Genomic DNA, 24,669 nt, shown 5'->3' with positions numbered 1-24,669 from the left:
TGTCTCTATATCTATTGACGGTAGCTTCATTTTACCCAAGTGGCTTCCCGATCGCTCCGGAAGCCGCTCGCTTCTTGTACTACTACTCTTCTGTTTATCTTAAATCTTTCAAAGAACTCTTTCTTCAACGCTCAGGAGAAGTGTTTCATTCTCGAAAGCGGATGCAAAGGTATAGCTTTTTTCAACACAAACCAAACATTTCGACAAAAAAGTTGAAAATATTTTCCACCTATTGATTTATATCAACCGAAATGATGACCCTGGGGACTATATACCTTATTATAATATATACCCCACAGACCGACATTTACACATTCATCAAAGATGTAGAAGAAGTCATGATACATGTGACCGCCGCCAATCTATTCCGATGCAGACTGACGGCGGTCACATGTGGAATTGCCATAGACCGAAGACTACTCGAGCATGATTACCTGCGCAGAGCTGTTATCCATATCGGGCATAGTCCGCCCCACTGGCGCCCCGATATACGTTGGGTCAGCAATCACGAAACGCCGACCACCGACCACTACATAGTCACCCTGCACCGCTTGGTCGAAGGCGACGGCGCAAGCCAGATGGTTGGGGTAATACACCAGGATGCACTTCAATCCGAGCAAATCGCGCACCATACGAGTGAACAAAATCGCACGGTCTTCGCAGTCACAATAAGGATAATAGAGCGTCTCTTCGGCAAAGAAGGCACGGTCGCCACCCCAGACCTTGTCATCATATTCATACACCAGCCCCGTCTGCACCCAGTCTATGAGCATATTGGCCGCCTCAATCTGAGATTTGCCAGAAATGAGCTGCCGCATCTTGCCATACAGCTGGGATTTCACATTCTCAGCCATAGGCGTATTAGCATACATCGCCCAGCGCGTAAGTGGATTGTCGTCTATCGCCGAGGTGGGATAGACATCGTAGAAATCTATCAGATTGCGGTTTACCCTTACCTGCGCCTCCACCGAGGGATAGCGTTTGGACCGTATGGTGCGGTTGTCGCTGAAATTGTTGGTCAGAGACATCGCCGAAGGGATATAGAGCGACAGAGGCTGCTCTTCGGGGAAAGCTGCCCCGCATATACGCAACCGCGTACTAGCCGTTTCTCCCTTGTCCACAAGCGGATAGAAATAATTACCATCGATGCGGAAGAACGCGTGGTCATAAATCTGATGACGACTACCAAACAGAAGATAGAGACGTTGACCGTTGCTCCCCAACCTCATCTGATAACCACTCTGACAATAGACCCAAGCCAGGAAGAGGGTCGAGGCATTGGCGTCGCCACCATAGTAGCTCTCGCTCATCTTGCGGAGCATGAGCAGATAAGCCCAGTCGCAGAGCTGATGACTCATACGCAGTCCGAGGCAATCGCGGATGAGATGGTCAAAGCCGCCTTCCGAGAGCATAGTCCATCCTTTGCTCACCTCATTCTCTGACACACCGCCCTTCAAGACGGCACCGATATCAGGACGCAGGACAGGCATCCGCACACGGCCTTCTGTTCCGAAGAAGGTAAAGGAAAGTTGCTGTTCATTCTCCACCGTTCCCTCATAGATGGGAGCCACAGGCTTGGGCTGAGCCCCTTGAGGCACAGGAGCTATCACCGTATCCACCTTGATAGGCATAGGTTTCACCGGCTTGTCCACATCTCCTTGCGGCATTACCACGGGCTTCACCTCACGCTCTTTGGGACGTGGCACCACGGGACCTGCCTCATACGACTGCCAGGCTTGTTTCAGGAAAGCAGCATAATCAGCATTGCAAGCCCGACGGAAGTCTACATACCCTTGCCGAGCCTGTTTCTTAAACTGCTCATACCCTTGCCGAGCCTTGTTTGTCGTCTGCCCCAGACAGTTTACTGCCATCAGCAGCGACACGCAGAACACCATTTGCCTCACCATGATTGTCTCCTTTATACAATGGTTATTTCAATGTCCAATTACGCCACTTGTCATAGACAGCAGCCGACGGAGAAATGGTAGGAGTCTGCCGCTTGCCATTTACCACCAGCGACTTCTTCACCACATTGTCCTTGACATAGTCAAACAGGCTGCCCAAATTTGCCGTACCTTTACTCTCCTTCAGTTTCTTAAGAAGATAATACGTAAACATACCATGATGCTGCCCATCCAAGGGATAGGCAGTCTCGTCTCCCTGAGCGGCAGACAGTACGACCATGTTTCCCTTAGACTCGCTGCCCTTGGCCTTGATTGCCACACCACGAGCCGACGCCAGCATGCCATCTCCACGCAACGAGCCGGAGAAGCAGGCATCCATCAGCACCACCACCTGAGACAGGGACATTGCTCCCAATGCGGCATAGAAATCATTCAGATTGTAGCAGGTTGTCAAATCCGAACCATAACCATCTACCGGCAAGAGGTAAGCGTCTCCCGAAGCCTCGTCGGGCAGTCCGTGTCCTGCATAGTAGACGACAAGTTTAGCCCCACCCTTGTATGCTTCAGCAATTTGACGCATCAGATTGAGTTCACGCTTGATATTGATATAGGTTGCATTGTTTACCAGATGGATGTTGGTCTTGGGCATACCCAGAGTCTTCATGCAATAGTCTGCAAATACCCTTCCGTCATTGATAGCATTGGGTACAGGTGCCACATTCTGATAGGCTTCATTGGCGATGATGAGCGCAAAAGTATTCTCGTTGACCGCACCAGTCGAGGGGATGCCGGTATCTACATCCGACTTGGTCACCACTGGCTTTGACGTCGCGGGCTTGGGTTGTTCTGGCTTTGGCGTGGGAGCCGTCTGCTGTACGATAGTAATATGGTTTACCGTCTGCCCTGTGCCTCCACTACTGGCGGCGGGCTGCTGCCTTACCGTTCCTCCCCGTTTCGGACTGAGCGCATAATTGGCTATATTGCGTTGCGCCCCATTATATGCCTCGGCGATATCAGGCAGCAGACACTTGCCGCCTTTCTTCTGATAGCGCTCCATCCATTCGTTATATCTGCCATCGTCCTGACTTACCACAATACCATTTTGGTAAAACGAAGCCAAGCGCAACATGGCATCAGGCAGACCACGTTCGGCTGCACGACGATAGAGGCGGAACGCATCCGTAAGCGCTTTCTCACAAGCCACAGCATTCTCATAACACCAGCCCAGATAGTACTGGGCAGCCATGTCATTGGAAGCGGCAAGCCGTTTGAACTCATCAAAAGCATACTGGACATAACCGCCGCGCATCGACTCGAGCGCAGCCTTACTCTGCACATCCATACTCTGCGCCGACACCGTCTGCACGCACCATATTAATATAAGGAACAATAAGCGCATCATGACATACAATGCTAAGACAACTGCCACTCCCCTCATTCATTCGGGCAGAGTGGCAGTCGCGGTTTATACTATTTCTTTTCCTGCTTGGTATCCTGAAGTCTACCTACGTAAGTCATCTTACCCCAATCGCTTGTAGCGCCATCAAAGTGGATGACTTTCTTATAGCTGGTCTCTGACAGGGGCACGAGCAGCGTAGCTCCATAGGTAAATATGGCGCCGATAATACGACCGATACCAACCTTTCCCTGCTTCGACACATTGGTACTGCTCAGTCTGAATGTTCCCTTCTTGAAGTTACCTTCCCAGTCACACACGATGATGGGTGAGCGGTCTTCGTCAAACTCAAAGGGAGAGTTGGCCATCACGTGAAGAACGGCTGGTTTGGTCTCCTTGACGCCAAACCCGCGCTTGTCTTTCTTGGTCAGGTCGTCGGGCATTTCCACATAGTAGGGCGAGAAGATGATGTCACTCACCCAGGCAGACAGGGCCACACTTGTCCATTCCTCGGAACGCTTGTTGAAGGCATAGGCAATAGAGGCACCAATATTGTTGATACTCTCGTCTTCAGTGAGGTGACGGCTTACAGTACCTTTGTATTCCTCACGTTTGGGGTCGGCTTTCTTCGACTCGTCCAGCAAATCGGCAATGAGATTGAACAGTCGCTTGTCATACTCTGTGAATTCTCCGGCAGGAGTTTCCGAGGTACTGTAATTACCCAGAATACCCGTTGCCATGTTACAGATGAAAGTATCATTCTGCTTGCCGCCAGTAGATGGCGGGATGGTAATAAACTCATCTATCGACGTAGTCTTGCCTTTCTTCGAGGCGTGGCGCTCGTCCTGTTTCTTGTCAAACAGAGGGAACGACGAGCCATTATGCACCATGAAGCATTGAGACAAGTCGATGAAGATGGTCTTCTTGGTCTTGTTCTTGGCCCATAGCTGCTCGTTGTAAATTTCCAGTCGTATATTGTCATCTTCAAACACACTGTTGGCCTGAGAATAGGCAAATATCAGCGCGTTGCGATAAGAAGTCTTGGTTTTTCCATACGTGTTGCTCACACAGAGGGAGACAAAAAAGAATAAAAGCAATACCTTTTTCATAATTAGTTAATTTTTAATGGTTAATGATTTATTGATGATTTGTATATTTTTGTCTTTGATGCGCATTTCAGCCAGCCATTTGTTGAAGTGGTCAATGCTCATGGCTCGCGGCAGCAGCCCCTCACTCGCCGAGGTATTGGCTTTGGCCAGTTCGCCAGAGCTGAATATCACGACCATTTCGTTCTGCTCCATTTTCTTGTCAGTAGTGAGCGTATATTCATCCACCACCTGACGCTCTTCGGCTGCCACACTCTTGGCAGAAAAGAACAGATACTCCCTACCCTGCTCTATAGGCTGGGCCATATCCGCCTGCTGCGAATAGGGCAAGAGACAGTAGACTTGGCGTGCGGTATAGTCGACGAGATAGACCAGCAGTCTGCCGCTTACGGGCGACTGGAAGTGGAGATACATATCGTCGCCATTGCGGAAATCGTCGCTCTCGTATTTGAGTTCGGTGCCATTGCGCAGTATATTGACAGCGAGGTCTATCTTGGGGCCAGACAACTTGCGTATGCGCCCTTTGACCTTCACATTGACGATGAGCATCCCCTGTTCATAGTTTATCGCATATTGGGGCTCACCGATGGTTTCTATCCACTCGCCATTGACGTCACTACGACCAATCGATGAGAAATGGGTATCACTCTTTCCGTTTTCATTGGTCACCAGGGTAGAGTTGCTCTGCCCTATGAGAGTGCCAAATTCGTCGGCGATAGCCTGGACCTTTGCCCTTTCGAGCGCCGTAGTCTTGGCCTGCTCCACCGTCACATTCTCGGGCATGTGATAGGTGTACGACGCTACCACCGTGACGGTTTTCTGCGCCCAAGCCACACTCGCCACGAGACAGCATAGAGTTACTACCCAACTACGCATACGCTACCAACCCAGCAGTTCGTCCAACTTCTTGTGCAGGTCGTCGCCCTTCTTTTCCAGTTCCTGGCGCACGGCCTTTTTGGCAGCCTGCTTTGCCATCTCCGCATTATAGGCAATGCGCAGCGACACCTCCTTGTTCTTGTTGCCCAGCACGCGATACATCTCTACCACGGTGAGCACACGGCCTATACTCTGGGAGATAAGGTTCTTGGCTGCACTGATGGTCTGGGTCACAGAGGCAGCCTCTTCAGCCGCCAGCTGCTTGTTGCTTACGGTGTTTTCTATCAGGGCGGTCACCTCAGTCTGTATCTGTCCAGCCAGGCTTTGCTTGGCCAGCTCCATAGCCTGCAGGCGGGCAGCGTCATAGTTTTCGCCGATACTCATAGCCTCGCCCATGAGATACTTGGGAAACATATTCTCATCATACTCCATCTGCATGAGGTACGACTTGTCCAATTGTTTTTCCAATGGCAGAGCGCCGGGCGTGACCTTCCATCCCTCCTTTGCCAAGCGTTTGGCTTCCTTGCGGGCTGTCTTCGTGGCCTTCTCGCCGAGTTCAGCCTTCGAGGCTTTCTTGATTTCCTTGCGTTCCTTGATTTGCTCTTTCGTCAACTGGGCAAAAGATACGGTAAAAGTCATGACCAGCACCAGGGTCAATACTAATCTGATGGTTCTCATACGTTAAGTTTTTAATTGTACCAACGGCTCCCGATTGGCTTGGTTAAGATGTGACGGACATTAATTGTGTTATGTAGGGCAGATATACATCTGTAGCACGGAGAGCCTCACTCCGTGGAGTGAACGTGTGAAATGCAATATGCCAAGGGCGACCATTGTTAGCTCGTAATCGACATCGCCAAAGTTGGTGAGGTAATAGTTATAATCTCGTTAGTTGCAAAAGTAGCATTAAATTCTGAATAAATACTAAAAAACGGAAGATTTTTTGACCATCATCGTTATTTTTGTCCAAATCACGGTCAAGACCATCCATATCCATTAGCTTTCCGCCGCCATCCACCAGTCCTTTATACTGGAGGAAGTGACGCATCTGTCCCTTTCTGCGCCATTCCTGCAGCCTGCGCTCCGCCCGCCTGTCATCCTTGGGTTGGCTGCAACCCATCTACACCTTATTATATATATAGCATCCCTGACAACGGTTGTCGCCACCCTCTCTGCCGCCATCGCCATGCCGAAGGTGGCGAGGTCTGCGGCAGCGGTTGCCGTCTCGGTCGTGGAGGGCACCATTGTGGCAGGGGCAGAGGACGGCGGGGAGAGTGCGGGGGATATTATTATGGACATTTATGAGGCTGTTACAGTTTTTTTGGCTAATTTTGCAACTGATTAAAAGACAATATGATGACATTATATCCAAAACTTATCACCGACGCTTTGGCTACGGTGACTTACCCTGGTAACAAGAAAAACCTGATAGAGGCAGAAATGCTCGCCGACGATGTTCGCATCGACGGTATGAAGGTGAGTTTCACACTGATATTCCCCCGCGAGACCGACCCGTTCCTCAAATCGACCTTAAAGGCTGCCGAGGCAGCCATACACTACCACGTGGACAAGGCGGTAGAGGTCGAGATAAAGACCGAGTTCAAGTCTGCGCCACGCCCCGAGGTAGGCAAACTGCTGCCTCAGGTGAAGAACGTGATAGCCGTAAGCTCGGGCAAAGGCGGCGTAGGCAAGTCGACCGTCTCTGCCAATCTCGCCATAGCCCTTGCCATCATGGGCTACAAGGTGGGTCTGCTCGATACCGACATCTTCGGTCCCTCCATGCCCAAGATGTTCGGCGTAGAGAGCGAGCGCCCCTATGCGGTAGAGAAGGATGGTCGCCAGCTCATCGAGCCCATCGAGAAGTATGGCGTAAAGCTCCTGTCCATTGGTTTCTTCGTCAATCCCGACACCGCCACGCTGTGGCGCGGAGGCATGGCCACATCAGCACTGAAGCAGCTTATCGCCGACGCCGACTGGGGCGACCTTGATTTCTTTATCCTTGACACGCCTCCCGGCACATCCGACATCCACCTTACCCTGTTGCAGACGCTGAGCATCACCGGTGCCGTCATCGTATCGACGCCGCAGAATGTGGCACTCGCCGATGCGCGCAAGGGCATCGACATGTACCGCAACGACAAGATCAACGTGCCCATCCTCGGTCTGGTGGAGAATATGGCATGGTTCACTCCCGCCGAACTGCCCGAGAACCGCTACTACATCTTCGGCAAGGAGGGCTGCAAGCAGCTGGCCAAGGAGATGGGCTGTCCATTGCTCGCCCAGATACCTCTGGTGCAGAGCATCTGCGACAATGGCGACGCCGGTACTCCCGCAGTGCTCAACACCGAGAGCCAGACTGGTCAGGCGTTCCTCAATCTCGCCCAGGCGGTGGTGACAGTGACCAACCGACGCAACAAGGAGCTGCCCAAGACCCGCATCGTAGACATCAGCAAGAAGTAATCTACGCCCCTATAGAATACGACAATCCCTGTCTCTCCATCCGATGGATGCCAGAGACAGGGATTGTTATTTCTGCACTGCCGCAATTATCCTTCCTTACCCGACTGCTTGCGGCCTATTGCCTCCTTGGTCTTCTGCTTGAGCATTTCGAGGCGTTCGTAGGCGTGGGTGTGGGTGTGGATAATCTGCAGACGATAGACCACGCAGGTGGCAAAGAAGTATATGGCCACCTGAACCCACAATGCCATATATTCGGTGGTGATGTCGTCGAGCGTGCCTCCCATGCTGTTGAGCGTGAGGAAGCCCCTCACGCCGAAGGTCGACGGGAAGAGCAGCGACACGCCTTTCCACACGCCGGGAATATTGCTTACGGGCCAGCTGATGCCCGTCATGAAGAGCAGAGGTACCGAGGTGAACACCACCAGCAGCATCACATTCTCGCGATAGCGCACCAGACACGACAGCATCATGCCAAAGAAGATGCAAGCCAGCAGATAGGGCACCATGAGGGCCAACAGCGGACCGCCCTGGGCCAGGGTGGTGAAGTGGAAGAAGCGAGGAACGCAGAGGGTGATATAGGCACCCGCCACGGCATAAATCATGAAGTAGCACATCGCCTTTCCCAGCACAATACGGAAGATGCCGTTGTGATGGCTGGTAATGGGCACGAGGTCCTGATAACGGTTGTTCTCGCGGGCGGTACCTGCCGCCAGACCGATGCCCAAGAGCAGCGACTGCTGGAGTATCAGCATGAGCACACCGGGCAGGATGGCATTGCCATAACCACCCGTGGCATTGAAGATGGGCACCTCGTCGAAGTCGAGCGGACGGGTGGCTATATCTTCATCGCGGGCGGTAAACGAGTTGGAGCCCGCTATCTGTATCTGGCTTCCCATCTCCATCGACACAGCCTGCGCCGACTGGAGTATAGCCTTGTAGGTGAGCATCAGACTCATTTCGCAGTACACGCCCACATGTGCCTGTTCGCCCCGATGCAGTTTCGTGGCGAAGTCTGATGGAAAATAGAGTATGCCGTGGGCCTTCTGGTGCCCCACCACCTCACGCGCCTCCTCGAGGTTGTTGCAGTAGTAAGCCACGCGTACCCCCGAACAGGCATCGACCTTGCGCACAAACTCGCGGCTGTCGTGGCTGTGCGACAAGTCTACTATGGCTACGGGCACCTTGTTGACCACCTCGTTGTTGTATATCCATGAGTAGAGCACAGGGTAGAACAAGGGCAGGAAGATGAAGAACAACAGCACGCCCTCGTCGGCAAATACCGACCGCATCTCCTTGGCCCAGATATGACACATGTCATAGATGCCTTGTTTGATTTGTGAGATAAGACTATGGTCTCCTTTCATAATCATTTAGGGTATATAGACATATTCCTGCATGGCCCTGCGCAGGTTGCGCACGGTAAACAGCGGCAGCAGCATGAACAGCACCAGAGCCGCGACGTTGATTGCGCAGTCGGCAAGGGGGAATGCGTTGAATATGCTTATTTTATATATCATGTAGTAGTGGCGCAGCGGGAAGAGCTGTGCCATGGCTTCTATCATCGAGTCCATGGCGAACACGGGATAGGTGGCTCCGCACACCGAGAAGCTCAGCACCGCCCACAGCGAGCAGATACTCATCGACATACGCAGCGACGGCATCAGTCCGAAGACAAACACGCCGAAGCACTGGCTTGCCACCACCGAGAGGAAGCCATCGAGCAGTATCGGCACCACGCCTCCAGGATAGGGGAAGTCCAATATATAATAGATGTAGAAGTCAAACCCATAGAACACCGTCAGAAAGACGAGCGTATGGGGTAGCAGCTTGCCTGCCAGAGCCACCGGCATGCTGTTGCCCGCCATCTTGAGCCACTCGTGCGAACGCTTGAACTTGAGTTCGGTGCCGATGGAGTATGGGGTGATGAGGAATACAAACAACAGCAGCAGTCCGGGTACCATGATGGTCGAGAGATACACATTGTAGTTGGCCCAGGGGTTGCCTATCATGTGCATGTCGAGGGCTATGGGCTGCAGGAAAGCCTGTATCTCGCGCTCGGTCTTGCCCAGAGCCGACAACTTAGCCGAGCCTACCGCCGCCGAGCCCAGCGTGCAGATGGTCTTGAGGTCCTTGAAGAGCGTCGAGCCCGCCAGGAGCGTCACCTGGCTGTAGTAGAATGATATCTTGGGCTGGCGTGCCGACACCATGCCGTCGGTGGTACCCTTTGGGATGAGCAGAAAGGCATAGATGTCGCCCTCCTGCACCGCGCGGCGCGCATCGTTGATGTTGGCATAGTGCGCCACCACCTTCGTGGTCTGAAAGGCATCGAGCCGGCGTATCAGCGCCCTCGTTGTGGCGGTATTGTCCTGGTCTACCACTCCCACCGGCATGTTTACAGGCTGTCCCTCGGTCATGAGTGAGGTGAAGAACACCACCACCAGCACCGGGAACACTACCATGCAAAACGCATAGATGGGATTGGAGCGCAGGATGCCACACTCGCGCAGGGCTATCCGATATATCTGCTTTATCATAGTGTCTGTGCCTCTCAGTCTTTACGGATAAGGCTCATACCCGGACGCAGGCCCTCAAACTTGCCCACTGGGCGAGCCTTGACTTCAAATGTCTTGAGGTCATACTGGCCGTTGGTCTTCGTGGCCTTCCACACGGCGTAGCTTCCCTGGTCGTGTATATAGTATACCTTGAGTTCTATGTCCTTGCCGAATGCCGGGCAGTAGGCGGTAAACGTGTCGCCAATCTTCATGCCGCCCAACTGGTCTTCGCGGATATTGAATGTGCCCCATACATCGTTCATCATCGAGATGCTCATGATGGGCGAGCCCAGTCCCACGAGTTCTCCCACCTTGGGATATACCTCGCTCACCTCGCCCTCTACCTGTGCCACCTGCACCGTCTCGCGCAGCAGCGAGCTCACCACATCCACAGCGTTGCTGGCGGCCTGGGCATTCATCGCAGCCACCTCGCGCTCCTGTTTGCGGGCTCCGTTCTTCGCCATTTCATACTGGCTCTCGGCAGCCTTTACCTGTGCCTCGGTCGCCTTGTACGCGGCAAAGGCTTCATCGCGCTTCTGTCCGCTTATGACGCCCTCGTTGTAGAGGTTCTGCATGCGGTTATAGGTTTTCTGGGCTATCTCGCTTGCAGCCTTGGCCTGCTGCATCAGCTGGTAGGCACCCTGTATCTGCTCCTGGCGTGCTCCGGCGTCGGTGAGGTCCTTGAGCGCCTTGGTCGCTTCACCTGTAGCCTCGACCACTCGCTTCTGGGCGTCCATCTCGGGCACCTCGAGTATGGCGAGTGTATCGCCTACATGCACAAAGTCGCCCTCCTTGACTCTGAGTTCTACCACGCGGCCGGGCAGTTTGCTCGACACCCTGTATTCAGACACTTCGACCTCGCCCTGGATAATCTCCGGTTCCTGGCCGAGGGTAAGATAGCCGATGAGGGCCACGATGACCACCACTGCCGTAAATCCTACGACGGCAAGCAGTATGTTGTTATGTTGTGTTTTAGCTGACATAATCGTTTCAGTTTAATATACCTAATGCTTTCTTTACGTTTACTTGCGACAGTTTGACGCCCACCTCGGCGTCTATCTTCTGCGACTGCGCCATCTGCCATGCGGTCTGTGCCGCCATGACATCGGTGACCTCCATCACGCCTTCCTTGAATCCCAGGTTGGCACATCTCAGATTTTCTTCGGCACTCTTCATGTTCTCGTTGGCCATGTGGAACCGCTTGAGCGACTCCTTGAGCTTGAACTGGCTCTGTGCCACCTGCAGATTGACCTTCTCGCGTACATCGCTCAGCTCCATCACGGCTATGCTGGTGGCTGTCTTGGCGGCGCGTATCTTGTAGCTGCTTTCAAACCAGTTCCACACGGGTACCTGTACCAGTACGCCTACGTTCCATACGCCGGCAAACTTGCGTTCAAACCCGTTGAAGACATTGGGGTTACTCACCATGTATCCGCCGGTAAGTGCCACATGGGGCAGAGCGGCGGCGCGGATGAGGCGGGTGCTCTGGCGGCTCAGTTCGATGGCGTTCTCGAGCATCTGTATCTCTGGGCGCGCAGCATAGGTTGTGTCGGCTGCTTCATAGGTCTCTGTTATGACTGGGGCGAGTGTCTGCACGTTCTCGTCGGCGAGGGTTATCTCCAGGTCCATGGGCAGACCGCAGAGCTGGCAGAGCATCATCTTGGCCAGCGACAGGCCGTCCTCGACCTGGGTGAGCTGCATGTCGGCCTCGTTGACCTTGACATCGACCTTGAGTCCGTCGGCCTTGGTAGCCACGCCCTCTCTAATCATCTTCTTCACATCCTCGCTGAGCTTCTTGACCAGGTCGCGATAGCTCTGGGCCAACTGCTCCTTCTGGCGCAGCGACACCACGAGCCAGTAGGCCTGGTCTATGTCGTAGAGGGTGGTCTGCCGACGCAGTTCGAGGTCACTGGCAGCCATCTTCTCGCCGATGTCTGCCATCTTGTTGGCTGCGACGATGGCGCCGCCCATAAAGATGGGCTGTCTCACCATGACGGCTCCCGACCAGATGTTCTTGGTGTCGGTGCGGAAGGCATCGTTGACCGCCTGGCCCAACTTGTTGCCAGCCTCAGCCAACTGTGGCGTGAGCTTGTTGAGCACGCCACCCAACTGCTGTGCCAACTCGGGCGTGATGACGCCCTGCTGAACCAACCCCGTTATCATCTGGGTGATATTGCCACCCACGGCTCCCGTGGCAGTCGTTCCCAGCGACCCGAAAGCGGTCTTCTGGTTGCTGTTGAGCAGCGATATCTCTTTGCTGAAATACTCATAGCCGCCCACGGCATCGACTTTGGGCAGATACTTGGTGCGCATCACCTTGCGGTTGTATCGCGCCACATCCTGCTTGAGCCTTGCCACATTGAGCTGCTTGTTGTTGCGCAGCGCCAGAGCCCGACAACTGTCGAGCGACAGCCCCTGCGCCTGAACCTGTGGCAGCCAGACGGCACATAACATTAAGGATAATAATAGCCTTGTCATTTGCTCTCCTTTTTAGTCTATCGTAACGCTCTTGGAACCTATCATGTTGCCATCGGCGAAGATGCTTGCATGATAGGTGCCTTCGACCAGCGCCTGGGTGACATTCCAGAACAGTGTCACGGGGGTCTCCTGGCCGCCATATTCCACCACCTTCTTCATCGAAGCCTGCAGGGTGCGGTTTTCATAGCTGAATGAACCTGCGCCACCCAGCAGTGTGCCTGTGGGCGATGTCAGTCTTACATATACTGTCTTCATGCCGCTCTGGGCGGTGACGTTCTTGGCGAGTGCGAAGCTCACCTGGATGGCCTTGCACTTCCTTATCTTTCTTGTAGCCCTGCCTCGCTTGTCTAAGGGTGTGACGCTGATGCCTATAGCATCGAGCTGTGCGGCTATAGCGACCTTCTCCGAGAGCGTTGCTTTCTCCGAATTGAGTCCCTCTATCTGTCTGGTAGCCTCTTCATACTGTCCGCGCACACGGGTATTCTCGGCAGTAAGGTTCTGATTGAGTCGGTTGAGCGAGTCTATCTCCAACACATAGTTGCGCAATACGGCGCGCACGGTGGCCAGTTCCTTCTTCAGTCGGGCTATCTCTCTTGCGTCCGACGCTTTGGTATCCTTGAGTTCCTTGAGCAGCTGCTGGGTACGCTCCTGTTCGGCGGTGAGCTGGGCGACGATAGAGTCGTTGTTGATTTTGGTCTTCATCTCACCGTACTGATTGGCAAACTGCTGATACTCGTTCTCCATTTCCCGCTTGTCTATCTCGGCAAGTTCCTGCATAGCCTGGTTTTCCTGCCTCTGTTGGTTGAGGCTGAGAGCGAGATACACTATGCCGCCCACAAGGAGCAGACCTACGACGATTACGGGGATAAGAATTTTAGTCTTCATATATTGCACTGTGAATATTTGTTATGCGCTGCAAAAGTAAGCCAATTATCTGACTTATCAAATAAATCGTCAGACCAAATATATAATAATATGAAAAATTAGCACTTTTGTGGAAAAAAAGGCCAATCATTAATATTTGTTTGCAGTGGGCAGTTGCGGTGTATACCACCACTCTCAGTCCTCTCGGAGAGCCTGTTGCGGGCTCGCTGCCGACCGTCTCGGGCTGGGGGCTGACGGCTGCCGAGACGCCCGCTATCATGACCCTATCTGTGGGGCTGTCGGCGGGGTGGATAGGGGCATACTCGCCTACGCCAACCGTGGTCTGTGGGCTGGCGATTGTGCCACCAGGCAACGCTATCGGCACTGTTGTCGTCACGATGACCAAGACTTATGGCATCCACCACGTTCGGCGGTGTGCTGACCATCATCATCGGCTCGTGCTTTGCGATACGAGGGCTCGTATCTTATGTCACGTGGGCTCGTGCCTATTGTCACGTGGGCTCGTATCAGAAGGCACGAGCCAGCCCATGCAACCTCCACGCCGCTGTCTGCAGTCGCCTGACTTCTGGAGATACCATCCTGCTCAATAGAGACAATCTCCACGCCGATAGAGGTACCCTCCAGCTTTCCAAAGGTACTCTCCAGCTTTCCAAAGGTACCCTCCAGCTCGCTAAAGGTACCCTCCAGTTGTCTGGAGGTACTCTCCACGATGCTGGAGACAATCGCGGTGGGCGCCATGCTGGTGAGGGTGGTTGGCACGATGCCTCGGAGATTGGCAAAAAACTTTTCAAGATTTCGGGATTTTTCCTCCGCCGTTTGGCAGGAAAGTTGTATTTTTGCAAGATAATACTAAGGGTATTGCAAGATAGCTGTATTTTTGCAAGATAATACTCTAAAGTATTGCGAGATGATACTCAGAGAGTGTATGATTAACGACTAAAACATCGAAAGGTCATGAAGATTTTATTTCTGCTTCAGTTTACGAGCCTCTTGTCCATGCTTATCAATGCTATGTTATTGGGCCTTGGCAGCCTCCACGTGAGATGGAAGAACCGTCGTTATGAGCAGTCGCGCTGGATGCTGTTTGCAGCCATGCTGATACTGGCTGCCCACTTCCTGGCGCAGATGACCCTGTCTGTGAGAGCGTCGGGCGCCGCCCTGGGTGCAGTGCTCAATCTGCTTGCCTATCCCCCGAGCTTTGCACTGATTGCTTTGTCCATCTACAACATCGAAGCCGTCCACGACAACCGCCGCCGCTTTGTCGCCGGCATCGTCGGGCTTTATGCCCTCATCGTCGTGTGCTACGCCATAGGCTACTGCTGCAACGGCAGCATGCGCATCGGCATGTGGATGTATGTGATGCTTGCCCTCTATATATGCCTTGTAGCCTACTGCATCTGTATGGCATCTCGCCAACTACTGCTCCGCCGCAAGCTGCTCGAGACCCTCACCGCCAGCGACATGCTGCCCCATGTGCGCTTTGCCAAGACGAGCGTGACGGTGCTGTTTGTGACATCGATGACGATGCCCTTTGTCATCCTCTTCAACAAAATACTGGTCATCTATGCCCCCGTCATCCTGCTCGCCATATTCTTCTTTGTCCTGACATTCAGCAACCTGGGCTTCAACTACGTGCCCACCGAAGAGCTGGTCAACGATGACGAGGAGTCTGCCCGCGCAGCCGGAACCAATGGCACCGGAAGCCCGGCAGCCGCCACCTACAATCTGGCAGCCCTGCCGCCCGAGCGCGAGCGCATCGTCGCCGAGCGCTTGGACAAATGGTGCCAGGACAAGGGCTACCGCGACAGCAATGCCAACATGCTCACCCTCTCGCGCATGCTGCTCATCCCTCGGGCAGAGCTTACCCGCTACTTCGAGCAGAACCTGAAACTGTCGTTCCGTATATGGCTGAGCGAGATAAGGTTCAAGGCGGCGCAGGAGATGATGCGCGACTACCCCGACTACAGCAATGATATCATCTCTGCCGAGTGCGGCTTCTCGTCGCGCACCCACCTCTACCGCATCTTCAAGAACCGCGCAGGCTGCACACCCACAGCCTGGAGAGAGAGGGGCTGCCCCATACTGCCGTCGCAGACAGGCGGCAGCGATGCCGACGGCAGTATGTAACCACCGGCGGCTGTAGCCATCACCCCGACAGCCACCATCAACCACACGACTATGAACAGAATATTATATCTACTACTGGCGCTGTGCTGCTCGATGCAGATACAGGCGCAGAAGGTGGCTTTTGCCGGGGGCAAAAGCTACATGTACAGAGTGTATCTCAAAGACAAGAAGGGCGGAAGCTACTCGCTGCGCCACCCCGAGAAGTTTCTCTCTGCCAAGGCCCTTGCCCGCAGAGAGCGCCAGGGGCTGGCTGTCGACTCTACCGACCTGCCCGTATCATCCAAATACATAGGCACGCTGCGCCACGACGGCTATCAGGTGGTGGGCGGCAGCCGATGGAACAACACCGTGCTCATCGCTTCGCCCAAGGGCGACATCGCCCCCCGGCTCGAAGGGCTTAACTTTGTGACCCGCGTGGTGCGCGTCTTCGAGACGCCCGACTCGGTGAGTCCCGTGAAGCCCTACGGCGTGGTGAAAGACACGACCAAGGCGTCGGCGAGCGTCTATGGCAAGGCGCTGCCCCAGATAGCACAGCTCAACGGCGTGAAGCTGCATGAGGCTGGCTTCCGCGGAAAGGGCATGACCATCGCCATCATCGACGGCGGCTACATGAACTACACCCGTATACCCGCCCTGCGCGGTGTACGCGTGCTGGGCTGTCGCGACTTTGTCTACCCCTACCGCGACAAGATGGAAGACCTCTTGTCTCACGGCACTATGGTGCTGTCGTGCATGGCTGCGGTCGACTCGTTCCGCTACGTGGGCACCGCACCCGAAGCCTCCTACTATCTGCTGCGCTCGGAATACGGCCCCACAGAGAGCCTAATGGAGGAAGACTCATGGGCGATGGCTGCCGAGTATGCCGACTCGGTGGGCGTGGATGTCATCAACTCGTCATTGGGCTACGCCGAGTTTGACGATGCCACCACGAGCCACAAGTATGTGGACCTCGACGGCCGCCGCACGCTCATATCCAACACGGCATCGATGCTGGCCCAGAAGGGCGTGGTGCTGGTGTGCAGCGCGGGCAACTCGGGCCGCGACCGCTGGAAGAAGGTGACGCCTCCGGGCGACGCCATCGACGTGCTCACGGTGGGGGCTGTAGACAGCCACGGCCTGAACACGGTATTCAGCTCTATCGGTCCGTCGCAGGACGGTCGCGTGAAGCCCGACATCATGGCACGGGGCGGCATGGCACGCATCTTCAACGCAGCCGGCGTCAACGGTGGCGCCAACGGCACCTCGTTTGCCTCGCCCATAGCCTGCGGCATGGTGGCATGCCTCTGGCAGGCGCTGCCCGGCAAGACCGCCAAGGAAATAATCAGTCTGGTGCGTAGCAGCGCCGACCGCTATCTCACCCCCGACAACATCTACGGCTACGGCATCCCCGACTTCTGGCGTGCCTACCAACAAGGACGATAGCCCATGGCGAGCGAGAGAACCTTCACGCTGCTGGAGCTCAACCACATGGTGCGCGAGACCATCGAACGGCAGATGGACGGCAAATACTGGGTCGAAGCCGAGCTCTCCGACCTACACGACCGCAGCCACTGCTATATGGAACTCGTGGAGAACGACCCCTTCGGCCCCACCCCTTTGGCCAAGGCCCGTGCGGTGTGCTGGGCCAACCGCTGGACGGCACTGCGCAGCAAGTTTGAACGCCAGACCCAGCAACAGCTGCGGCCTGGCATCAAGGTGAGGATGATGGTAACGCCCACCTTCCACGAAGCCTACGGTTTCGCCTACCAGGTGAGCGACATAGACCCCGACTACACCTTGGGCGACATCGTGCGCAAGCGCATGGAGATAATCCGCCAGCTCAAGGAGGCAGGCATCTTCGACCTCCAGCGCGAGCTCGCGCTGCCCCGCTTTGCCCAGCGCATAGCCGTCGTCTCCAGCGCCCAGGCTGCCGGTTATGGCGACTTCTGCCACCAGATAGACGACAACAGCTACGGGCTGTCGTTCAGCCACGAACTCTTCGCCGCCATCATGCAGGGCGAACAGGTGGAGCAGAGCGTGATAGCCGCGCTCGACCGCATCAATGCCCGCATAGACGAGTTTGATGTGGTGGTCATCATCCGTGGCGGTGGCGCCACCACCGACATGTCGGGCTTCGACACGCTGGCGCTGGCAGAGAACGTGGCCAACTTCCCGCTGCCCATCATCACCGGCATAGGCCACGACCGCGACGAGTGCATACTGGACATGGTGTCATATATGCGGGTGAAGACACCCACAGCGGCAGCCGCCTTCCTCATAGACCATCTGAGCGAGGTCTATACCGCCCTCGTCAGCGCCCGCGAGCGCATCAGCCGTATCGCCGAGCGCCATCTCGCCTACGAGAAGATGAGGCTCAAGCAGCTCGCCGACCGCATCCCTACCCTCTTTGCCCTGACCCGCGAACGGCAGACCAAACGCATAGACGCCCTCGCCCACAGGCTGGACAGCGCCGCAACCCAACGCTTGGAGCGCGAGCGCCACAGGCTGCAGCTCGTGGGCCAACGCGCCCAAGCCCAAGACCCCATACACATCCTGCGCCGGGGCTACAGCATCACGCTGCACAACGGTCATGCCCTGCGCAGTGGCGATGAACTGGCCGACGGCGACATCATCGAAACACGACTGGAACAAGGAACCCTGAAATCAGAGATAAGGAAATGAGCAAGCAAATGAATTACGAAGAAGCGATGGCAAGACTGGAAACCATCGTGCAGCAAATGGAACAAGGCGAGCTCGACATCGACTCGCTCGCCAAGCAACTCACCGAAGCCAAGAAGCTGATCGCCCTGTGTGAGGCCAAGCTCACTGCTGCCAATGACAAAATAGACAAAATATTGGCAGGATAACAACTTTTTGCTACAGATGGTTGGCAAAGCAACAAATATTGTTTACTTTTGCACCCTGACAAGTAGAACGAATACTAAAACGATAGTAAAATGAAAGAATTAGATTGGGCAAATCTCAAGTTCGGCTATCTGCCGACCGATTACAATGTGCGCTGCAACTACCACAATGGCAAGTGGGGCGAGATAGAAATCAGTTCTGACCCCAACATCAACCTCTCAATGGCAGCTTCCAGCCTGCACTACGGACAGGAAGCCTTTGAGGGTCTGAAAGCCTACCGCTGTCCCGACGGCAAGGTGCGCGTATTCCGCGTGGAAGAGAATGCAGCCCGCCTGCAAAGTACCAGCCGCGGCATCATGATGCCCGAGGTTCCCACCGAGCTCTTTGTAGAGATGGTTGAACGCGTGGTACGCCTCAACCAAAAGTATATCCCCCCCTATGAGAGCGGCGCCACTCTCTATATCCGCCCGCTGCTCATCGGCACCACGCCCTGCGTAGGCGTGCATCCCGCCGAAGACTATCTGTTCCTCATCTTCGTTACCCCCGTAGGCCCTTACTTCAAGGGTGGCTTCTCTGCCAACCCCTACGTCATCATGCGCGACTACGACCGTGCCGCTCCCCTCGGCACCGGTATCTATAAGGTGGGTGGCAACTATGCCGCTTCGCTCAAGGCCAACCACATAGCCCACGAAAACGGCTACGCCTCTGAGTTCTACCTCGACGCCAAGGAGAAGAAGTATATCGACGAGTGTGGTGCTGCCAACTTCTTCGGCATCAAGGACAACACCTATATCACTCCCAAGTCGACAAGCATCCTGCCCTCTATCACCAACAAGAGTCTGATGCAGATAGCCGAAGACCTGGGGATGAAGGTAGAGCGACGCCCAATTCCCGAGGAAGAGTTGGAGACATTTGAAGAGGCAGGAGCCTGCGGTACCGCAGCCGTCATCTCGCCTATCTCTCACATCGACGACTTTGAGACCGGCAAGAAATACTTCTTCGGCAACGAGCCCGGCCCATGGTCGAAGAAGCTCTACGACACCCTCCGCGGCATCCAGTACGGTATACTGGAAGACAAGCACGGATGGACACGCGTGATTATCGAGTAAGAACGCAACCATACAGAAAAAGCGCAGCCCCTCACGGACTGCGCTTTTTCTGTATAACTGTACAATACGATGCTCCTTCAGTATAATGATATACGCAACGCTCTAAACGACACTTCCACTGAGTGCATTATTGTTGTTTAGTGACAATATCATCATTGACAACGCTCGAAACTCCCCTGCGCTGCTGGAATCTCTTACCCAAATTCCACGTCACCGAGAGAGTAATGTTGTTGGCATAACTCTTTTGGAATGTGCGCTGATACATATCTCGGAAGTGGTAATTGGTATGCGACGTATAGAAATAGACCAGAGAATTGGTAAAACTGAGTTTGAAGTCCAACTGGTTGTTACAGGTGCTCTTAGTAACCGAAACATAGAGATTAGGGTTCTGCACATGCGTATAACTGAGTTCATAAGTCTTGGGAGTAAGGTTGGCACTCAGAGAATACATCCATCCCTTGGTGCTAAGATAGCTGGTATTGAAGGTAGCGGAATATCCCCAACCCTCGGATGGAATGATTAATGTGTTGCGCTCCAGTTCTGGCTTGATAGCATATCTCTTGTAAAATCCTTTGAGACTTATTGAAATATTCATGCGGTTCTTACACAGTCTGTTCATCAAGTATACAGACAGTGAAGCCTCATCACATTTGCCAATGTTGTCGTAGGTGCTGACATTGTAGTCCTCGGGATTGACAAATATCTGGTCTATGATATTAGAGGTATGTATATAGCTTGCAGTCGTAATGAGATAAGCCTTCTTGATTTGCTTGCGGAACGAAACGGACATATTGTCGCTGTTTTGAGCGCGTAGAGCTTCATTGCCGACCACAATATTGTATACATTCTGAAACAGGGAGTCGGTATTGAGGTAATCTATACTTGGTCGGGTTGTCTTGCGCTGGTATGAGGCTGTCAACGTTCCCTTTTTCCCCATATTGTAGTTCAACCGCAATGACGGCTGAAAGGAGAAAACTCGCTTGGGCCCCATATTATCACTCTCACCCTTGAGTATAAGATACGAAGAAAGTGCCTTGCCGTATGAATGATAGTCTGTAAGGTATACCTGCTGCATCGAATAGTCATTGCGCCCATTGGCATAAGACATATTCTGGCGGTAGGTGTTACGGAGACCAAAAGTAACATCGTGCGAACCACCCCAGAGTTTCAGTCTGCTCTCGATATTGGCTTCTCCTGTATATTCGCGCATGGCAGCCTTATAATTGTAGTCAGGGAGAAGGTCGTAAACGTACTTGTCTCTGTAATAGAGGAAATTACCCTTTACATTTATCTTGTTGCGGTCGTTTATACTATAACTACCATTGGCATAGCTGCCATAAGATTCAAGAGTCTCTTTATACTTGCGATGAGTATCATCACCCTCCGTGTCATTGATGAAATCGGAAGACTTAGTGGGGTAACCATAGTGATAGCCACCGAGAGTCATCGTAAACCTCTTGGTAGGATACCAACTGAGAGAGATACGCTCTGCCTGCTGCTTGATACGAATGTCTCTCTGGATGGTCATCTTCTGAGACGGGCTATACGGCAAAGATGGTATGCGACACACCTCGGTATAAGATTTTTGGCTATGCTGATTATAGGATATCAATCCAGTAATATCCCAATGCTTATTCTGAAAGGCGAAATGGTCAAATGTACCCCACAAAGACCGTATCATACCTCCTGTGGCAGAGATGCTACCAAAAATTTTTGGCTGTTCGTGCCGTTTCTTGATAATATTGATTTCTCCAGCGAAACGCTCGTCGTCGTCCTTGGTCACTTCGCGCACTTCCACCTTTTCAATATCACCGGCATAAAGAGCCTTCAAGTCTTCGGCACCGGCAATGACGCCATTGATTTTAATTCGGGTCTTCTGGCTTTTGCCTGCCAGGGAGTAGCTGTCGTTGAAGGCTACCACGCCAGGCAAAAAGGCAAGTGCCTTGTTAGCCTTTGTCGTTTTAAGAAGCCCTCGGGTGTCAATAGTATATACCGATTTCTCTGCATTGTTTTTGCCTATGGGGCGGTAAGCAATCACTTCCACCTCTTTGATTTTCTGCACTTTGTCGCGCAAGGTCAGCCGGACAATGCTGACGGTATCAGAAGCGTTAACAGGTACTATGGTATCAAGGTTCTCATAGAATTTACTTTTTATCGTCACTGCTACGTTGTCACAAGTAGCCTCCTTAGAGGAATAGCTGATTACAGCCATTCCCTTGGGGTCAGTCTTCACCCCCTTGGCAACTCCACAATAATCTGATTTTATCGCTATACCCTGCAGGGCAACTCCTTGCTCGCTCGTAACATGAAAGGTGATGCGCTTTTGGGCATTAACTGCCATGCAGAGCGACATAAACATAAGCAAACATCCCCATCTGAGATGGCTAATGCAATGGCAATTTGAAAGTGTACGATTTCTATCCATATTTCTATCGTGAGTTTCTCCACCTTTATAATACATTGTTCATTAATAACTCCATACATTTCCAATGTGTCAAGACGCATTGTCCATATTTGATTCAATTACAATTCTACCGCTGATTTAACGATTTCTTTAGGCTAATAGTCCCTACAGAACGTGACCTATATACGAGAACGTCACAAATGCCTCATACGACAAACTACTGGATGACATTCATTCGTTTTCGATTTCTCTCAGCATTTGGATTGCAGGTAAATAATTTTGTGCAACAGCCTTCTTTAGCCAGAAAAAACCTTTCTTTTTCTGTGGGGTCTCAAAAGCAGATATATACAAATCTGCTAATAACATTTGAGCTTCTGCATTACCCCGCTTGGCTACATAGATTAGTAAGGATTCTGCCTCACAGAGTAATCTGTGTACACGTATCGAACAGAAAGGAGGATATTCATCCTCTAGCCCAGGCATTTCAGGAGGATAGTTATTAATCGCTTCTCGTATAATATCCTTAGCCCTCATCAATTGCTTTTGTTCTTCTGATAATTGTTGCATAAAAGCATCATCTACACAAACGAGAATCGTCTTAAAACAATCAAGTGCTTTGAATAAAAAGTCGTTATCCGCAATTATAATTGTATCAATACCGAATGTCTTTAAGCCATTGGTAACTCCTGCATAATTGAATAGCGTACATCTATCCTTTTCTTTCGATAGGGAACCATGCATATAGAGATTACGCAGTAACCTATAAAAAGAGTTGGCATACTCCACATTTTCTTCTATACAAGTTATCTCTTCTCCGTACTTTGTCTTATATGCTTTAAGAATTGAATCAAGTATTTGTGATGGCAGGGTGGCATTATTTGCTATTTTATAATACAGGACAAATTCGTTGAGCATTGTCTCATAGTATGAAAAAATCGCGCAAAACAGGATCTTTCTGCTTTCCGTCATCAAACAATACGACCTTTCCTCAACATCATTAAAACTATTCAAGATTGTATGATAGACCTCATAATCTCCATCAGAATTATCTCGCGCCAATCGATCAGCTTCTTCCTCTGTTTGTTTTAATTGCGTCTGGTATCTGTAAGCTATATCCATTATCATTTGTGATAAAATCCCATATTGGGTTTCTATCATCGCCCTAATATTTGTATATCCTTTAGCAAACATTTGTTTCCGTTATTAAAATCCTAATAAATCGTAGTCAACACCAGAACCAGGGTAATCGCCTTCCATTCCATCTGTTAGTGCATCCCAACGTTCTGCATCATAATTATGATAAGTATCATTGCAATAATGCTGCTCTATACGTGTCCTTTCGTAGGAACCATCTTTGTTGAACACATATTGATATTCGTTACTCTCAAGATATACTTTACCATTTTTAAATGCCCTAATGGAACTCTCTTTAATCTTATCATCCTCTATTTTAATTTCAAATAGTAGATGCCCGTCTAAATCGAAATAACCATATTGCTGTTGTGTTGTTTTAAAAGCGATAGCATTGTCATTAAGAGTATCTGGAAATATTTGGTATTCAACAGAAATACAAGGAGAACACATAATCTTCTCATTTTTCAGATCAAAGACTCCTTGAAGATTGTTTTTAACAATTATGGCTCTACTACCTCCAACCCCTTTCTTTTTAATAGCATCAAACTCTATTCTTGTAATAGGAGCAGGAACAGGATTTTTAAATCCCTCAATGTTGATGTTTTTATTTCTACTAATTATTCCCCATTTATTGTTTTTTCTGACAATATAACAGTTTGAGCATATGTCAATTTCATCAAACCATGGATAAAGTATCATATTGTAGTTCTTATCTGTGATAAATAAAAGTCCATCTTTCCTCCGTAATATATATAAACCTTCAAAAAAGTTCACATAAGTACATCCTTTGGGAAGAAATTTCCATAATTTTAAATCTTTTCTGTAATGGATTTCAGTGACCATACTATCGTCATAAAAACATGTTATCAAAAGGATAGAAAAATTGATTTTGATTTTTATATATTTTGGTTCAAGAAATACACTTCCATCTTTTCGTATAATTCCTTGTTTCCCTCCTTTTTGTGCTATAAGAATATTTTTATTGTCAGAATGTTCTATCCAATCCCATCCTGGCATTTCTTTTTTGGTTGAATAAATAACAGGGACTCCATACTGATTAAAATAATAGGAAGCATATTCAGGGCTTTCAAAAAATATATTATATCCTACTTCTTTATCAGCTCTAATATAATTGAATTCCACCTTCATGTGCGAATAGATAAACGGAACAACAACATTCATCATGGAATCAATACACCCCCATAGTTTAGTGTATATTACATGATTCTTCCCCCAATAAAAATATTCTTTTTTATTAAGAATCAAACTTACCATAAGCAAGGAACTATCATGGAGTTCAATATAATCAGCAATTTCCAATCGTTTATCTCCATCTATTCCTTTCAAAAACATGATACCATTTGATGTTTCAATTTTACATTTCATAATCAGGA

General features: G+C 51.5%; 22 protein-coding genes. 7 read left to right on the top strand and 15 right to left on the bottom strand.

Annotated elements, in window-relative coordinates:
- On the top strand, positions 1 to 236 hold a 236-nt coding region (locus tag CIK87_RS14585), incomplete at its 5' end, for a hypothetical protein (RefSeq protein WP_216822765.1).
- Between the two features lie 180 nt (positions 237 to 416).
- Here the strand turns inward: CIK87_RS14585 and CIK87_RS12965 are convergent.
- From CIK87_RS12965 to CIK87_RS12940, 6 genes are all read right to left on the bottom strand, one after another.
- On the bottom strand, positions 417 to 1,907 hold the full coding sequence (locus tag CIK87_RS12965; RefSeq protein ID WP_022310438.1) for a transglutaminase domain-containing protein: 1,491 nt from the start codon (positions 1,905 to 1,907) through the stop codon (positions 417 to 419).
- Positions 1,908 to 1,929: 22 nt separating this feature from the next.
- Positions 1,930 to 3,306, bottom strand: a complete 1,377-nt coding sequence (locus CIK87_RS12960; RefSeq protein ID WP_158216257.1) for a caspase family protein — start codon at positions 3,304 to 3,306, stop codon at positions 1,930 to 1,932.
- Positions 3,307 to 3,374: 68 nt separating this feature from the next.
- Entirely contained in the window at positions 3,375 to 4,409 is a 1,035-nt protein-coding gene (locus CIK87_RS12955; protein WP_022310436.1) for a hypothetical protein, read from the bottom strand.
- A gap of 6 nt (positions 4,410 to 4,415) precedes the next feature.
- Entirely contained in the window at positions 4,416 to 5,282 is an 867-nt protein-coding gene (locus CIK87_RS12950) for a DUF4384 domain-containing protein (protein WP_144008226.1), read from the bottom strand.
- Between the two features lie 3 nt (positions 5,283 to 5,285).
- Positions 5,286 to 5,960 (bottom strand): hypothetical protein, encoded by a 675-nt coding sequence (locus CIK87_RS12945; RefSeq protein WP_022310433.1) that lies wholly within the window; start codon positions 5,958 to 5,960, stop codon positions 5,286 to 5,288.
- 199 nt (positions 5,961 to 6,159) lie between these two features.
- Positions 6,160 to 6,402 (bottom strand): hypothetical protein, encoded by a 243-nt coding sequence (locus tag CIK87_RS12940; RefSeq protein ID WP_094387506.1) that lies wholly within the window; start codon positions 6,400 to 6,402, stop codon positions 6,160 to 6,162.
- Positions 6,403 to 6,638: 236 nt separating this feature from the next.
- Between CIK87_RS12940 and CIK87_RS12935 the strand changes: the two genes are divergently transcribed.
- Positions 6,639 to 7,742, top strand: coding sequence for an Mrp/NBP35 family ATP-binding protein (locus tag CIK87_RS12935; RefSeq protein ID WP_094387516.1), 1,104 nt, complete (start codon positions 6,639 to 6,641; stop codon positions 7,740 to 7,742).
- Between the two features lie 86 nt (positions 7,743 to 7,828).
- Here CIK87_RS12935 and CIK87_RS12930 read toward each other — a convergent pair whose 3' ends face one another.
- From CIK87_RS12930 to CIK87_RS12900, 6 genes are all read right to left on the bottom strand, one after another.
- Positions 7,829 to 9,106, bottom strand: a complete 1,278-nt coding sequence (locus CIK87_RS12930) for an ABC transporter permease (RefSeq protein WP_254046458.1) — start codon at positions 9,104 to 9,106, stop codon at positions 7,829 to 7,831.
- A gap of 6 nt (positions 9,107 to 9,112) precedes the next feature.
- A complete protein-coding gene (locus CIK87_RS12925; RefSeq protein ID WP_173823504.1) occupies positions 9,113 to 10,276 on the bottom strand; it encodes an ABC transporter permease in 1,164 nt (387 codons plus the stop codon).
- A 14-nt stretch (positions 10,277 to 10,290) separates the two neighbouring features.
- Complete coding sequence (locus CIK87_RS12920) at positions 10,291 to 11,277, bottom strand: HlyD family secretion protein (protein WP_022310428.1); 987 nt, start codon at positions 11,275 to 11,277, stop codon at positions 10,291 to 10,293.
- 7 nt (positions 11,278 to 11,284) lie between these two features.
- A complete protein-coding gene (locus CIK87_RS12915; protein ID WP_094387505.1) occupies positions 11,285 to 12,772 on the bottom strand; it encodes a TolC family protein in 1,488 nt (495 codons plus the stop codon).
- Positions 12,773 to 12,784: 12 nt separating this feature from the next.
- Positions 12,785 to 13,657, bottom strand: a complete 873-nt coding sequence (locus tag CIK87_RS12910; protein ID WP_022310426.1) for a hypothetical protein — start codon at positions 13,655 to 13,657, stop codon at positions 12,785 to 12,787.
- Positions 13,658 to 14,029: 372 nt separating this feature from the next.
- On the bottom strand, positions 14,030 to 14,395 hold the full coding sequence (locus tag CIK87_RS12900; RefSeq protein WP_144008225.1) for a hypothetical protein: 366 nt from the start codon (positions 14,393 to 14,395) through the stop codon (positions 14,030 to 14,032).
- Positions 14,396 to 14,611: 216 nt separating this feature from the next.
- On the opposite strand from CIK87_RS12900, the gene CIK87_RS14680 reads away from it, so the two are divergent.
- The 5 genes from CIK87_RS14680 to CIK87_RS12875 all read left to right on the top strand — a co-directional run bounded on the left by CIK87_RS14680 (position 14,612) and on the right by CIK87_RS12875 (position 19,737).
- Positions 14,612 to 15,784 carry a helix-turn-helix domain-containing protein gene (locus CIK87_RS14680; protein WP_254046561.1) on the top strand — a complete coding sequence of 391 codons (1,173 nt, stop codon included), beginning with the start codon at positions 14,612 to 14,614 and terminating at the stop codon, positions 15,782 to 15,784.
- Positions 15,785 to 15,835: 51 nt separating this feature from the next.
- Positions 15,836 to 17,206: a S8 family serine peptidase gene (locus CIK87_RS12890; RefSeq protein WP_254046560.1), complete on the top strand. Its 1,371-nt coding sequence runs from the start codon at positions 15,836 to 15,838 to the stop codon at positions 17,204 to 17,206.
- Positions 17,207 to 17,209: 3 nt separating this feature from the next.
- Entirely contained in the window at positions 17,210 to 18,445 is a 1,236-nt protein-coding gene (gene xseA / locus CIK87_RS12885; protein WP_094387501.1) for an exodeoxyribonuclease VII large subunit, read from the top strand.
- Between the two features lie 8 nt (positions 18,446 to 18,453).
- Entirely contained in the window at positions 18,454 to 18,630 is a 177-nt protein-coding gene (gene xseB, locus CIK87_RS12880) for an exodeoxyribonuclease VII small subunit (RefSeq protein WP_022310422.1), read from the top strand.
- Positions 18,631 to 18,720: 90 nt separating this feature from the next.
- Positions 18,721 to 19,737, top strand: a complete 1,017-nt coding sequence (locus CIK87_RS12875) for a branched-chain amino acid aminotransferase (RefSeq protein ID WP_094387499.1) — start codon at positions 18,721 to 18,723, stop codon at positions 19,735 to 19,737.
- Positions 19,738 to 19,864: 127 nt separating this feature from the next.
- On the opposite strand, the gene CIK87_RS12870 is transcribed toward CIK87_RS12875, so the two are convergent.
- The 3 genes from CIK87_RS12870 to CIK87_RS12860 all read right to left on the bottom strand — a co-directional run bounded on the left by CIK87_RS12870 (position 19,865) and on the right by CIK87_RS12860 (position 24,661).
- The gene (locus CIK87_RS12870; RefSeq protein ID WP_216822764.1) at positions 19,865 to 22,096 is read right to left on the bottom strand and encodes a TonB-dependent siderophore receptor; all 2,232 of its coding nucleotides are present in this window, start codon (positions 22,094 to 22,096) and stop codon (positions 19,865 to 19,867) included.
- Between the two features lie 276 nt (positions 22,097 to 22,372).
- Positions 22,373 to 23,332 (bottom strand): hypothetical protein, encoded by a 960-nt coding sequence (locus tag CIK87_RS12865; protein ID WP_094387497.1) that lies wholly within the window; start codon positions 23,330 to 23,332, stop codon positions 22,373 to 22,375.
- Positions 23,333 to 23,344: 12 nt separating this feature from the next.
- A complete protein-coding gene (locus CIK87_RS12860) occupies positions 23,345 to 24,661 on the bottom strand; it encodes a WG repeat-containing protein (protein ID WP_094387496.1) in 1,317 nt (438 codons plus the stop codon).
- Between the last annotated feature and the right edge of the window lie 8 nt (positions 24,662 to 24,669).

Origin of the sequence: Prevotella sp. P5-64 (genome assembly GCF_002251285.1) — a bacterium.
Lineage (GTDB): Bacteria > Bacteroidota > Bacteroidia > Bacteroidales > Bacteroidaceae > Prevotella.
Note: the sequence above shows the minus strand (reverse complement) of the source record. Positions and strands in the feature narration are given on the sequence as shown.

Excerpts from the sequence above, each read along its gene's own strand:
- CIK87_RS12965 (WP_022310438.1), bottom strand. The coding sequence starts at position 1,907 with ATGGTGAGGCAAATGGTGTTCTGCGTGTCGCTGCTGATGGCAGTAAAC.
- CIK87_RS12960 (WP_158216257.1), bottom strand. The coding sequence starts at position 3,306 with ATGATGCGCTTATTGTTCCTTATATTAATATGGTGCGTGCAGACGGTG.
- CIK87_RS12955 (WP_022310436.1), bottom strand. The coding sequence starts at position 4,409 with ATGAAAAAGGTATTGCTTTTATTCTTTTTTGTCTCCCTCTGTGTGAGC.
- CIK87_RS12950 (WP_144008226.1), bottom strand. The coding sequence starts at position 5,282 with ATGCGTAGTTGGGTAGTAACTCTATGCTGTCTCGTGGCGAGTGTGGCT.
- CIK87_RS12945 (WP_022310433.1), bottom strand. The coding sequence starts at position 5,960 with ATGAGAACCATCAGATTAGTATTGACCCTGGTGCTGGTCATGACTTTT.
- CIK87_RS12940 (WP_094387506.1), bottom strand. The coding sequence starts at position 6,402 with ATGGGTTGCAGCCAACCCAAGGATGACAGGCGGGCGGAGCGCAGGCTG.
- CIK87_RS12935 (WP_094387516.1), top strand. The coding sequence starts at position 6,639 with ATGACATTATATCCAAAACTTATCACCGACGCTTTGGCTACGGTGACT.
- CIK87_RS12930 (WP_254046458.1), bottom strand. The coding sequence starts at position 9,106 with ATGAAAGGAGACCATAGTCTTATCTCACAAATCAAACAAGGCATCTAT.
- CIK87_RS12925 (WP_173823504.1), bottom strand. The coding sequence starts at position 10,276 with ATGATAAAGCAGATATATCGGATAGCCCTGCGCGAGTGTGGCATCCTG.
- CIK87_RS12920 (WP_022310428.1), bottom strand. The coding sequence starts at position 11,277 with ATGTCAGCTAAAACACAACATAACAACATACTGCTTGCCGTCGTAGGA.
- CIK87_RS12915 (WP_094387505.1), bottom strand. The coding sequence starts at position 12,772 with ATGACAAGGCTATTATTATCCTTAATGTTATGTGCCGTCTGGCTGCCA.
- CIK87_RS12910 (WP_022310426.1), bottom strand. The coding sequence starts at position 13,657 with ATGAAGACTAAAATTCTTATCCCCGTAATCGTCGTAGGTCTGCTCCTT.
- CIK87_RS12900 (WP_144008225.1), bottom strand. The coding sequence starts at position 14,395 with ATGGCGCCCACCGCGATTGTCTCCAGCATCGTGGAGAGTACCTCCAGA.
- CIK87_RS14680 (WP_254046561.1), top strand. The coding sequence starts at position 14,612 with ATGAAGATTTTATTTCTGCTTCAGTTTACGAGCCTCTTGTCCATGCTT.
- CIK87_RS12890 (WP_254046560.1), top strand. The coding sequence starts at position 15,836 with ATGAACAGAATATTATATCTACTACTGGCGCTGTGCTGCTCGATGCAG.
- xseA (WP_094387501.1), top strand. The coding sequence starts at position 17,210 with ATGGCGAGCGAGAGAACCTTCACGCTGCTGGAGCTCAACCACATGGTG.
- xseB (WP_022310422.1), top strand. The coding sequence starts at position 18,454 with ATGAATTACGAAGAAGCGATGGCAAGACTGGAAACCATCGTGCAGCAA.
- CIK87_RS12875 (WP_094387499.1), top strand. The coding sequence starts at position 18,721 with ATGAAAGAATTAGATTGGGCAAATCTCAAGTTCGGCTATCTGCCGACC.
- CIK87_RS12870 (WP_216822764.1), bottom strand. The coding sequence starts at position 22,096 with ATGTTTATGTCGCTCTGCATGGCAGTTAATGCCCAAAAGCGCATCACC.
- CIK87_RS12865 (WP_094387497.1), bottom strand. The coding sequence starts at position 23,332 with ATGTTTGCTAAAGGATATACAAATATTAGGGCGATGATAGAAACCCAA.
- CIK87_RS12860 (WP_094387496.1), bottom strand. The coding sequence starts at position 24,661 with ATGAAATGTAAAATTGAAACATCAAATGGTATCATGTTTTTGAAAGGA.